This window comes from Faecalibacillus intestinalis, from assembly GCF_015097455.1.
Classification (GTDB): domain Bacteria; phylum Bacillota_I; class Bacilli_A; order Erysipelotrichales; family Coprobacillaceae; genus Faecalibacillus; species Faecalibacillus intestinalis.
Genome location: NZ_AP024085.1, coordinates 2,752,752 through 2,764,997, shown reverse-complemented (window position 1 = coordinate 2,764,997; position 12,246 = coordinate 2,752,752). Strand labels below are relative to the sequence as shown.

The following is a 12,246-nucleotide window of genomic DNA, read 5'->3' as shown; positions in this document are numbered from 1 at the left end:
GTAAATGTCGTAAATTTGTGGTCAAAAAAAGGATGAGAAATGGAGAGTGCTAATAAAATGAAATTAACGTATACGAATGTAAACGGATATCTAATCCCGAATCTCACCTATAAATCCGGTGAACAGATGGAGCAACTTGGCAAGTATGGTTTTCTTCGCAGAGATTATCTGAAAAACCATCGAAATTCAACCTATCAGGTGATGCTTTTACAGAATACAATTGGAGAACACCTTCTGGAAGTAGATAGGGCAGCAAGAGAACGGGAAGGAGTGATCCTGAAACAGTTGGAAGAAAAAGAACCATTACCGGATAAAGAGAAAGATCAGATGGCATGGGTAAGAGCTGCTAATCAGCATAGAGCGATTGCGGAAGAGATTATTCTCAAGGAATTGATTTATGTATTAATGTTGCTAGTAAACAATTTAGCAGATAACTAATGAAAATAGAATATTGTGAGCGAAGTAAGGCGTGAGTCATAGAAATGTGGCTTGCGTCTTTTTCTTTGCCTAAAAGGAAGTGATAAGTTTGAACAAGAAGTTTTGAAGCATTATATGGAAACCAATCCAGAAGGGACAGTACAGACTTATATCTTTCTGGTGGACAATCAAGATATCGCACTGAATATTGTGATGTCAGGTTATCAGGCACTTTGTCTGGTTCAGGAAGATGACGGATATTATTTCAGTGCAGATTCCTTTATAGAAGAAATGAGAGCTATTCAGTTTACTGGAAGCTGTCAGTATGCCTATCATTATGTGGCTTCCTGTACGGTGAAGTGGGTAAATGATAAGTTACTGACATTTTTTAAAGACGCTGGTCTTGATGGAAAAGCAGGCTGGCAGTTGCTCAAAGAGAAAGAGTATCTTGGCAAACTGGATAATCAGAAAGAAGTTGAGAAATTACTGGAACAGTATATTCTTCGGTTTGAGCGAAATCCGAAAGAAGAACCGGAACTGAGCCATTTTCACTTATTTGATGCAAAAGGAAATGTGAAAGGTGTTCGGAATATGGAGATTGTAGATTATCTGGTGGAGAATGTTCAGTTTTTTGTCGTGGGAATCACACCTTATTATTATGAACACGGCGTTTTTCTGGAAGACCATGATGGGGTAAGAATGAAATACCGTATTCAGAAGCTGGTCTATCGAGATCAGGTACAGAGTGGCGTGATCAAAAGAATCTATAATCTGCTGATCACACAGCCAAAAGTCTACAGAGAGGCATATGAACTAAATAAACAGCCTGTGCGGTGGATTAACTTTAAAAATGGATATTATGATCCGGTTACGGGTGAAATGCTGGAACACAATCCTGATTATCTGACAATCAATCAGATTCCATTTCCCTATTATCCAGAGGATTGTGAGCAGGTGTTACAAGGCGGAGAAAATATCAAAAAGTATCTTGCATTGTCTCTTCCTAATAAAGAAGAACAGCAGATAGCAGAAAAGAATGAGAGCAGAGAAGCTGTGCCAAGAACTGGCGTTGAAGCAAATACAGTAGTTAAGGATGCGGGGAAAGCTGAAAGAAAGGCAATAACAGAGAAAAAGACAATGATAGGAAAAGAGAAGAAACTATCGATCCATGAACACTTGAAAAAATATGTACAGCTTTGGGCGTGACATTATCGCAGTTTTTTCAGGAAGGTAATTCAGAGAATCTGACAGAAAAATAGAAAGAAGTTCTAGGGATATGGAACGATCTGAGTACAAATGAGCAGGAAACAGTAATGTCAATGCTGCGTGGACTTCGGAAGTAGGAGAACAGTTCGAGTATATGTATCGGCTGTTCTTTTTTTGTTTTTGAACGTTAAAACGGTAGTTTTTTTCTTGTGCATAGTAGAACGTTAAAGTATAATAAAATTAGTTTTTTTGGTATAAGTTTAAAAGCTATATCTATAATAAGGAAATCGGCAAACCAGATGAAAGTCTGGGACGCAAAGCTACAGGGCCTGTAAAATGGCAGCCAGTTGCATGAAATGAGGTGCACTGTCTGTCTGACGGTGCTTTTTTACGGTGTTATTTCACAGACGTAACAATAATGATTTTATCAGGAAAGAATGAGGAAAATAAAAGTATGAAAAAGGCAAAACGTTGTCTGATAGCAGTGGTGTCAGGTGTACTTGTAGCAACTGCTGTCTTGTCTGGATGTGGACAGTCAAAGAAAGAAGTATCTAAAAACGATGATCATCTTACCGTTTATCTGTGGGAAAATCGTTTGATGAAAAATATTGCACCCTATATCCATGAACAGTTTCCTGATCAGGATATTGAATTTATTATTGGTAACAATGATACCGATTTATACAGTTATTTTAAAGAACATGATGAATTACCGGATATCATAACAGTACGTCGATTTTCTGGAACGGATGCACAGGACTTACAGCCTTATCTTATGGATTTTGCTTCTTATGATGTTGTTTCTAAGTATTATTCTTATGCGGTGCAATATTATAAGAATGCGGATGATGAAATCCAGTGGCTGCCAATCTGTGGTATTCCGCAGACGATCATTGCCAACAAAACACTGTTTGATCAGTATGGCGTAAAGATTCCAGAAAATTATGAGGAATATGTACAGGCCTGTCAGCAGTTTTATGATAATGGCATAAAACCGTATTCCATGGATCTTGGTGAAGACTGGTCAAATAATGAGATCATCCAGGCGGCGGCAATCGGTGAGTTCACAAGCCTGGATGGTATTGAATGGCGAAACGGTGCAGAGACTGCATCGGATGAAGTAAAGTTTGATGATGCATTATGGAAACGTATTTTTTCAGAAACCAGTCAGTTTCTGAAAGACTCGCACTTTGGTAAAGAAGATATCAATATTGATGTCGATACAGGAATCCAGATGTTTGCCGCAGGAAAATCAGCAATGTTTCATGGACATCCGACGGTTATGCAGCAGCTGCAGAAACAGATGGATGCGGAGCTGATCCGTATTCCTTATTTTTCACAGACATCGGATGAATCCTATGTGTACATGACTCCGTCCTTAAACATTGCATTTAACAAAAACCTGGAAAAAGACCGGGAGAAACTGGATACTGCACTGGATGTGCTGGATTGTATGATTTCAGAAGAGGGGCAAAAGCTGATTGCGGATGGAAGCGGTGTTATTTCATTGAATACAGATGTTCCAACCATGATGCAGGATGTGCCTGGACTGGAAGAGGAAATTAACAATAATGCTGTTTATATCCGATATTCCGCTCAAAAGTCATTTGATGCAAGCCTTGAGGCTGTTCACGGATTACTGTCAGGGGAGATGGATGAAATACAGGCTTATGATACTTTGCGCAGTGTAATGAATCGTAAAGATCCAGAAGAAAAAGCAACGGTGAATTTTAAAAATGAATATTCCATCTCACTGAACGATAGAAATGGCCGTGATGCAGCATCTTCCATTTTAACTACGATCAGAGAAGAAAATGAGGCACAGCTGGCTCTGGCGCCATATTATTATTTCACTTCCTCTATGTACAAAGGAGAATGCACCAGCAGCCGGGTTGGCATGATGACAGCGAAGAGTTCAGATACAGCATTATATTATGCAAAAATCAATGGTAAACAGGTTTATGAACTCGTGGAAAATTATCTTGCTGATGCTGATGAGAATTTTTACGTAACCAATAAATACGAATTACCAATTGCATCCGGTATGAAAATGATCGTCAATCAAGCGGAAAGTAGATTTTCATTAAAGGACTTAACAGTTAATGATAAGAAAATAGACAAAGAAAAGGAATACTCGATTCTTCTTACAGACACCACAATGTCTGTTTTGAAAAAAATAAATCCGAAATGTGAGATTGAGCAGCTTAAAGATACCACATTATCAAGTGCATGGACCAAAGCAATGTCAAAAGGACAGCAGCCGTCAGCACCGGAAGACTATATAGAGGTTGAACAGTAAAAGTGGAGATAGAACAAAAGGTAAACAAAAGAAAAAAAATAACAAGGCTGTTGCTTATACTACTTATTATTCTTTTAAGCTTAGTTTGTATAAAGTATCTTATAAGTAAGTCTAATAAGTATATCAGTGAAAATGGAAAAAGCAGTATGGGAGCTGTTATTGACCAGATACAGCAGACCTATGATCTTCAGGTGAGTGGATACTACAGCCAGCTGCAGTTGGTTGAGGAATTTTTACTTCATGAGAGGGAGCTGTCTCTTGAAACGGATACGAACAAAAGTTTCTTTGAAGCATGGGAAAAAGAATCGGAAAGTACACTTATATTCCTTCAGGAAAATGGTCAGGCGATATCAGCATGTGGAACAAAAATGCGGATTGATATGCCAAGTAAATTTCTGCTGGACTTAAAGAATGGATACAATATTGGAAAACTGGTGTGTCTTGATTATGATCAGAAGAAAAAAGACGGTTATCTGGTTGCGATTCCATGTCAGGAATACACGATCAATGGGGAAACTTATACGGCAATTGGAACTGTGTATGATCATTCGAAACTGGATTCCATGTTAAAACTGAAAGGTTATGATGGGAAAGCATATTTTTTCATGCTGGATGATGACGGAAATATAACGTATACGAACCTGAGTGGTGATAAATACTTTCGTAATTATTCTTTGTTAAAACATTTAAAAGGGGAACAGGCTATTACAGAAGAAGAGGCTGATTTGTTCAAAAAGAAGTTTGATAACAGAGAATCCGGAGTTGCACTTTTGGGAAAACAGAATCCCTATTATCTGGGGTATTGCCCGATAGAAAGCAACAACACCATTTTGGTATGCATTGTGGCAAAGGGAGTTGTGGACAATGTGCTGATAGATTACCAGAAAACGGTGCTGTGTACAACAACACTCATGGCAGGTTTTATACTTTTACTTTTTGCCGGATTATTCTACAGTATTTCCAGACTTAGTCTTGCAGATCAAAAAGCAGAATATGAAAAAAGAAACAATGAACTTCATTTACAGACAATGAAGGAAATGGAAATAGTCAATCAAAAACTGAAAAAGGCAAAGAATGTTACGACAGAGGCTTTACAGACAGCGGAAAATGCAAATAAGGCGAAAACGGATTTCCTGTCTAATATGTCACATGATATTCGTACACCTATGAATGCAATCATTGGTATCACATCTTTGATCAGACATGATGCAGGTAATAAAGCAAAAGTTATAGAGTATGCAGATAAAATAGATATTTCATCACAACATCTGTTAGGAATTATCAATGACGTTCTGGATATGAGCAAGATTGAGGCAGGAAAAACAGTCTTCAAGTATTCTGACTTTTCTATTCTGGATTTTGTACAGGAGCTTGACACTATATTTCATTCTCAAATATATGAAAAGAAGCAGACGCTTACAATTATAAAAGAAAGCATCCGTCATGAGTGGGTGAATGGGGATCAGGTTCATTTGATGCAGATTTTCAGTAATCTGCTGTCGAATGCCATAAAATATACGCAGGAAGGTGGAGAAATTCAGTTTCTAGTAGAAGAATGTGAGACAAAGTCATCTGTCTATGCAAAGTACCGCTTTTTAGTCAGTGACAACGGTATGGGAATGTCGGCAGATTTCAAAGAGACAATCTTTGATCCGTTTACCCGTGCGGAAAGTTCTGTGACGAATAAGATCCAGGGAACCGGACTTGGAATGGCGATTACCAGGAACCTGGTTGAAGCAATGGGAGGTACCATTGATGTGGAGAGTGAACCGGGACAGGGAAGCTGTTTTGAGGTTCTCATAGATTTGAAAATTGCAGAGAATCGAACGGTTGCTCTGGCGGCACAAGAAGGTGAGCGGGATGGAAATATTCTGCAGGGCATGAGATTCCTGTGTGCAGAGGATAATGAGCTGAACGCAGAGATCCTGACGGAACTGTTAAAGATTGAAGGTGCGGAATGTACCATCTGTGAAAATGGCGAAGAGATTTTGAAAGTATTTGAACAGTCTGCTCCAGGTGATTATGATATGATCCTGATGGACATACAGATGCCTGTTTTGAATGGTTATGAGGCAACGAAAGCAATCCGCAGAAGTTCCCATAAACTGGCAAAGACGATTCCGATCATTGCCATGACTGCGAATGCATTCTCAGAGGATATTCAGCATTCTCTGGCAGCCGGTATGAATGCACATGTTTCAAAACCGGTTGAGATGAAGGTGCTGGAAAAGACAATAAGAAGTATAAAATCCGGGGGGGGGTACCGAACCGCAGGGCATTGAACAGTGATAAATGGAAAGTAACCAGACATAAAAGAATCGAAAAGGATAGTTAGGGATAGAAGAAAAATGAAAGGAAAAAGAGTGATTGCAGGCATTCTGCTTGCGGGAATTTTAGCAGTCACCCTGGCAGGGTGTAAAAACACAGATAACACGAAAGAAGAAACCGAAAAGCCTGTCATTACGCTTGGCAGCGACAACTATCCACCATACAATTATCTGAATGAGGATGGTGTACCGACGGGCATAGATGTAGAACTGGCTACGGAAGCATTTAAAAGAATGGGATATCAGGTGGAGGTTGTCCAGATCAACTGGGAGAAGAAAAAAGAACTGGTGGAAAGCGGAGAGATTGACTGTATCATGGGCTGTTTTTCCATGGAAGGGCGTCTTGATGATTATCGCTGGGCGGGACCATATATAGCAAGCCGTCAGGTGGTTGCTGTAAATGAGAATAGTGATATCTATAAACTGAGTGACCTGGAGGGAAAGAACCTGGCTGTTCAGTCAACAACCAAACCGGAAGGTATCTTTCTGAACCGGACGGATGAAAGAATCCCAAAACTGGGCAATCTGATCAGCCTGGGACACAGGGAGCTGATCTATACATTTCTGGGAAAAGGATATGTAGATGCAGTTGCAGCACACGAGGAATCTATTGTTCAGTATATGAAGGATTATGATGTAAGCTTCCGTATCCTGGAAGAACCTTTGATGATCACCGGAATAGGTGTCGCTTTTGCAAAAGATGATGACAGAGGAATCTGTGAGCAGATGAGCCAGACGCTGGAAGAAATGCGGCAGGATGGCACATCTCTGAAAATTATTGAAAAATATTTGGATGATCCTCAGAAGTATCTGGAGGTGGATGATCTTGGATATTAAGAGAAAGAAAAAAGAAAAACGAATCCAGCTGTTCGGTGCTCTGATTGGAATCTGTGTGGCTGTAGTCTCTCTGTTTTATTTCTTCCACGCAGAAAAAGCAGAAGCAGAGAAAAGGCTGGTAGAGATTGTAAATTATGTCAAGGTGCAGTGCTCCACCTACACCCATTATAATGAATCTTCGGAATCAAAAAGCCTTCTCCGTGCGATTGAAAGCTCCAGGCAGATGAGCACGAATATTAACATGGAAATAGAAAACGGCGGTCATCTAAGTCAGGAGTTCCTGAAAGAAAATCTTCAGACTCTCTGGGTGGATGGTATCTTTGTGCTGGATGCAGATGGAAAGACGGACTACGAATACAGCATGGATGAGTCTTTGACAGATGAGATTACGGAGTATTTGCAGAAAGACATCATCATGGAGTATAGCGGATACGAAGAAAGAACCTATTCGGAACGATTTACCAGGGAAGACGGATCTCGTATCGACATTGCAGCCTGTGCCAGAAAAGATGCATCGGGTATTGTTGCAGTTTATTATTATACACCATCGGAATTTGTCAGAAACTATACCCTGACCATACAGGGACTTTTAAATGGTTATAGTGTCCAGAAAGATGGAACGATTATTGTTGCAGACGAAGGGATTGTTGTTGCCAGCAATGATGAGAGTCTGTTAGGGCAGAATACAGCCGACAACGAAGTTGTTCAGGCAATGAAAAATCATACAGACAGTCAGCACATTTATCATCTCAAGAATGAAGGAACCGGATGTTATGGAATCATGCTGAAGCAACGAGATTATTATATCTATGCGTATCTTCCGGATACGGAAGTGTTTCATAACCTTCCATTAAGTGTAGCAGGTGTTATTTTTCTTTATTTTCTGATATTCAGTATATTTTTGTTCTGGGGTCACAGAACCAATCAGGCACATCAGAAACAGGGGCAGGAAAAAGATGAAAAATATAAAGCAGAACTATTAATAGCTGCAAAAAAGGCAGAAGCCGCCAACGAGGCAAAAACAGAGTTCCTCCAACGTATGAGCCATGATATCCGGACTCCGATCAATGGAATCCGAGGCATGGTCAATATGGCAGACCATTATGCAGATGATATGGAGAAGCAGACGGAATACAGGACAAAGGTGAAAGAGGCTTCCAATCTGTTGCTGGAACTGGTAAATGATGTTCTGGATATGAGTAAGCTTGAGTCAGGTGAAGTTGTTCTGGAAGAGAGTCCATTTAATCTGAGCAGTATTTTCAGGGAAGTATTTAATGTGATCGAGCAGATGGCTGCAGAACAGAATATCCGGATTGTATGGGAGAAAAAAGAAATCATACACCGTGATCTTATTGGAAGCCCGAGGTATGTAAAACGTGTGATGATGAATATCCTGTCGAATGCGGTGAAATATAACAGAGAAAACGGACAGATTTATATCAGCTGCAGGGAAATTCCATCCGAACAGCCGGAAATGACGATAATGGAATTTATCTGCCGGGATACCGGAATCGGAATGACAGATGAGTTTCAGAAGCATATTTTTGAACCATTTGCACAGGAGCATACCGGAAGCCGCACGAAATTTACAGGAACAGGTCTGGGAATGCCGATTACAAAGAAACTGGTCGAGAAAATGGGTGGTACCGTTACTTTTGAAAGTGAAAAAGGCGTAGGGACGACATTTGTGATCCGGGTTCCATTTAAAATAGATCCGGATGCGGATAAACGTGAAGAACAGACGGATGCATCCGAAAAATCTATAAAGGGACTGCATATTCTTCTGGCAGAAGATAATGAGCTGAATATGGAAATCACCGAATTTGTGCTTCAAAATGAAGGTGCTGACTTGACAAAAGCCTGGGATGGTCAGGAAGCTGTTGAACTGTTCAGAAATAGTGAACCTGGTGAATTTGATGTCATTCTTATGGACATTATGATGCCAGTCATGGATGGTTATGAAGCTGCAAAGATGATCAGGTCTCTGGACAGAGAGGATGCAAAGGAGATACCGATCATTGCAATGACAGCAAATGCGTTCACGGAGGACAGAATAAAAGCAAAAGCAGCAGGAATGGATGAACATGTTGCTAAGCCTGTTGATGTGGAATTACTGATAAAAGTAATTCATAAATTGGTGGGATGATGAAAAATATGGATAAAAGACAAAAAATTCTGATTGTAGATGATTCAAACTTAAACAGAGACATATTGAAGGAGATTCTTGGAGATACTTATAATTATCTGGAAGCTGAAAATGGAAATCAGGCAATCCAGATGATAGGAGAAAATATTGGAATTGATCTGATGCTTTTAGATATCAATATGCCACAGATGAATGGCTTTGAAGTCTTGGAAATAATGAAAAGAAGCCAGTGTATTGCTGAAACTCCTGTAATTATGATATCTTCTGAAGATGCTGTTGATACTATGCGTAAGGCATATGAGCTGGGAATCACAGATTATATCACACGACCGTTTGATTCTGTGATTGTAAAGAAAAGAGTTCAGAATACCTTAGGCCTCTATATGAACCAAAAGCATCTGATAAATGTGGTTTATGATCAGGTTTACGAAAAAGAAGAAAATAATAATATCATGATCCAGATTATGAGTAATATATTGGGATCTCGTAATAGCGAGAGCAGAGAACACATTCTGCATATTAAAACAGCAACGGAGATGATGCTGAGACAGCTGGTAAAAGTAACAGATGCTTATCCTTTGACAGAGGCAGATATTGCTTTGATTACAACTGCTTCTTCCCTTCATGATATTGGTAAGATTCGTATTCCGGAAGAAATATTGAATAAACCAGGCAGACTCACTGATGAAGAATTTAAGATTATGAAAAAACATAGTGAGCTTGGCGCAGCTATAATTAAGGATATGGACTTTCCACAAGATCATCGACTGGTACATACCGCATGGGAAATCTGCAGATGGCATCATGAAAGATGGGATGGAAAAGGCTATCCGGATGGCCTGAAAGGAGAAGAAATACCAATCTGTGCGCAGGTGGTATCGATTGTTGATGTTTATGATGCACTTACCAGTGAAAGATGTTATAAGAAAGCATTTGATCATGACACAGCGATTCAAATGATCCTGGATGGGCAATGCGGACAATTTAATCCCATCCTCCTTAAGTGTTTGAAAGAACTGAGTATTCAGCTTTCAAAAATGTCTGGTAAAGAGATGGATGATAATAAACATTATCATGAAATACAGAGACTTTCGAATGAAATACTCAGCGATAAATTCTTACCGAACCAGATTTATTCACAGAGTCTTGTCAAGGTCATGCAGGAAAAAATCGATTTCTTCAAATCGAACAGTGGCAAGAATTCGATTGATTACAATGCGGTTTCAGGTCAATTAACTATATTAAATGGAGAACATCAGATATTATGTCAGAGAGATAACCCGAATTTCAATTTGTTTAAAGAATTTGGAGTAAATGAAGAAGATGTTCAATGTATTCGTGTTTTATTACATCAGACATCTGTACAAAATAAAGAAATATCTGCCACGATAAAAGCGACGGTGGAAAATAACAGTCAGATGTATAGAATAAAATTGCATACATTGTGGTCGCCTTTAAAGAAGGATGGATACATTGGAATCATTGGATATTTTGACACTGTAAAATAAGTATGAAGATTACAATCATAGAGTGTATGGAATCAAATCCATATGCTCTTTTTCTTGAAATAAGTATAAACAGTTAAGTGGGGAGAGTAACAATATGCAATTGGGAAGGATAGATTTTCCAAAGGAAGACAGGTAGAAGGCATGGTACTGTGTTTGGTAAAAAAGGAGGGGGGAATAGTGGTATAATTCTCTTATTGATAGATTTTAATAACAGGAGGCTTATACCATGGAACGAGTAGTAAATTTTTTAAAAGAAGCGGAAACATATTATTTGGCAACAGTGGAAGGAGATCAACCAAGGGTAAGGCCTTTTGGAACAGCACATATTTTTGAAGGAAAACTGTATATTCAAACCGGAAAGGTGAAGGATGTTTCAAAACAGATTCATGCAAATCCAAAGGTGGAAATCTGTGCATTTAAGAATGGAGAGTGGCTTCGTGTAGCAGGCGAACTTGTAGAAGATGATAGAAGAGAAGCAAGACAGTCCTTGATGCTTATCCATCTTTAAAGAACATGTACTCAGCATATGATGGAAATACAGAGGTATTCTATTTTAAGAATACGACAGCTACATTTTCAGCATTTACACATAAACCGGAAGTAGTGAAGTTCTAAGGATAACATAAGATGGCGAAAAGTAAGAAGACAAAAATCCATAAAAAGATAGATGGTCAGCTTTTACAGATGAACAAGAAGTTTAGTAATCTCAAGGTGATGAAGGATATTGTTTCCATGATTCAGAAACCAAAATGGATGCAGGAATCAGAGACATTCCTATGACACAGATGGTATATGATGCGTTCCGTAAACAGAGAGAGCTGAACCTGATGCTTGGTTTACAGAGTAATGTGGAGATTGGTGGACGCAGTGGATTCATCTTCAATACAAAGCATGGACGTCCAATCATGCCGGCGGGAGTGAACAGCTTTCTGAAAAATATTGTCAATACCTATAATAAGAAAGAAAGCAAACTGGCAGAAGAAGAGAACCGAGAGCCGGAGCTGATGTCTCCTATTTCATCGCATACCCTTCGTCATACGGGATGTACCAGATAGGGTGAGAACAATGTCAATCCCAAAGTTATGCAGTATGTGATGGGCCATTCAGATGCACAGATCACAATGAATGTCTACAATCATATTGCAGAGAAGTCTCACGTGGAGAATGAGATGTCTAAAATGAACCTGCCAGAAACTGTACCTGCTGTGGTATAAACCATAAGTCGTTGTCGTAAAATGTGGTAAGAAAATCATACGAATACATTTTTCCAAGAATTTGTCGTAAAAATGTGGTCAAATCAAGAAAATTGAGTGCGAAAGCAAGTGAAAAATTCCTGTGAAGCCCGTAAAATCAAGGCTTCACAAAATTTTCACAAAAATTAGCACTCTGTACTTGACAGTGCTAAAAGTAAGAACTATAATGTATTTAGAAATTAGGAAAGAGATTAATAAAGAACCTAGTTTCAAAGTTAACACCGCTTGAAACAACGATGCAAAACTAAGTATC

General features: G+C 39.1%; 9 protein-coding genes and 1 riboswitch. All 9 genes read left to right on the top strand.

Features of this window, described 5'->3' with window-relative positions:
- Positions 1 to 57: 57 nt before the first annotated feature.
- The gene (locus Fi14EGH31_RS14660; RefSeq protein ID WP_195947397.1) at positions 58 to 438 is read left to right on the top strand and encodes a TnpV protein; all 381 of its coding nucleotides are present in this window, start codon (positions 58 to 60) and stop codon (positions 436 to 438) included.
- 114 nt (positions 439 to 552) lie between these two features.
- Positions 553 to 1,623, top strand: a complete 1,071-nt coding sequence (locus Fi14EGH31_RS14655; RefSeq protein WP_200764980.1) for a hypothetical protein — start codon at positions 553 to 555, stop codon at positions 1,621 to 1,623.
- Positions 1,624 to 1,902: 279 nt separating this feature from the next.
- Positions 1,903 to 1,978: riboswitch (cyclic di-GMP riboswitch) on the top strand.
- A 99-nt stretch (positions 1,979 to 2,077) separates the two neighbouring features.
- Positions 2,078 to 3,922, top strand: a complete 1,845-nt coding sequence (locus tag Fi14EGH31_RS14650) for an ABC transporter substrate-binding protein (RefSeq protein WP_195947378.1) — start codon at positions 2,078 to 2,080, stop codon at positions 3,920 to 3,922.
- Between the two features lie 146 nt (positions 3,923 to 4,068).
- Complete coding sequence (locus tag Fi14EGH31_RS14645; RefSeq protein ID WP_200764979.1) at positions 4,069 to 6,204, top strand: ATP-binding protein; 2,136 nt, start codon at positions 4,069 to 4,071, stop codon at positions 6,202 to 6,204.
- 66 nt (positions 6,205 to 6,270) lie between these two features.
- Positions 6,271 to 7,086, top strand: coding sequence for a substrate-binding periplasmic protein (locus Fi14EGH31_RS14640; RefSeq protein WP_117480493.1), 816 nt, complete (start codon positions 6,271 to 6,273; stop codon positions 7,084 to 7,086).
- Positions 7,076 to 9,232 (top strand): ATP-binding response regulator, encoded by a 2,157-nt coding sequence (locus Fi14EGH31_RS14635; RefSeq protein ID WP_200764978.1) that lies wholly within the window; start codon positions 7,076 to 7,078, stop codon positions 9,230 to 9,232. Before Fi14EGH31_RS14640 ends, Fi14EGH31_RS14635 begins: the two co-directional genes overlap by 11 nt.
- Entirely contained in the window at positions 9,232 to 10,740 is a 1,509-nt protein-coding gene (locus tag Fi14EGH31_RS14630; protein ID WP_200764977.1) for a response regulator, read from the top strand. The genes Fi14EGH31_RS14635 and Fi14EGH31_RS14630 overlap by 1 nt, the downstream gene beginning before the upstream one ends.
- Positions 10,741 to 10,966: 226 nt before the next feature.
- Complete coding sequence (locus Fi14EGH31_RS14625) at positions 10,967 to 11,248, top strand: pyridoxamine 5'-phosphate oxidase family protein (RefSeq protein ID WP_230308199.1); 282 nt, start codon at positions 10,967 to 10,969, stop codon at positions 11,246 to 11,248.
- A 268-nt stretch (positions 11,249 to 11,516) separates the two neighbouring features.
- The gene (locus Fi14EGH31_RS14620) at positions 11,517 to 11,795 is read left to right on the top strand and encodes a site-specific integrase (RefSeq protein WP_200764976.1); all 279 of its coding nucleotides are present in this window, start codon (positions 11,517 to 11,519) and stop codon (positions 11,793 to 11,795) included.
- Positions 11,796 to 12,246 lie beyond the last annotated feature (451 nt).

Bases quoted from the DNA above. Each gene is read 5' to 3' on its own strand.
- Fi14EGH31_RS14630 (WP_200764977.1), top strand. From the start codon at position 9,232: ATGAAAAATATGGATAAAAGACAAAAAATTCTGATTGTAGATGATTCA.
- Fi14EGH31_RS14625 (WP_230308199.1), top strand. From the start codon at position 10,967: ATGGAACGAGTAGTAAATTTTTTAAAAGAAGCGGAAACATATTATTTG.
- Fi14EGH31_RS14640 (WP_117480493.1), top strand. From the start codon at position 6,271: ATGAAAGGAAAAAGAGTGATTGCAGGCATTCTGCTTGCGGGAATTTTA.
- Fi14EGH31_RS14645 (WP_200764979.1), top strand. From the start codon at position 4,069: ATGGGAGCTGTTATTGACCAGATACAGCAGACCTATGATCTTCAGGTG.
- Fi14EGH31_RS14650 (WP_195947378.1), top strand. From the start codon at position 2,078: ATGAAAAAGGCAAAACGTTGTCTGATAGCAGTGGTGTCAGGTGTACTT.
- Fi14EGH31_RS14620 (WP_200764976.1), top strand. From the start codon at position 11,517: ATGACACAGATGGTATATGATGCGTTCCGTAAACAGAGAGAGCTGAAC.
- Fi14EGH31_RS14660 (WP_195947397.1), top strand. From the start codon at position 58: ATGAAATTAACGTATACGAATGTAAACGGATATCTAATCCCGAATCTC.
- Fi14EGH31_RS14655 (WP_200764980.1), top strand. From the start codon at position 553: ATGGAAACCAATCCAGAAGGGACAGTACAGACTTATATCTTTCTGGTG.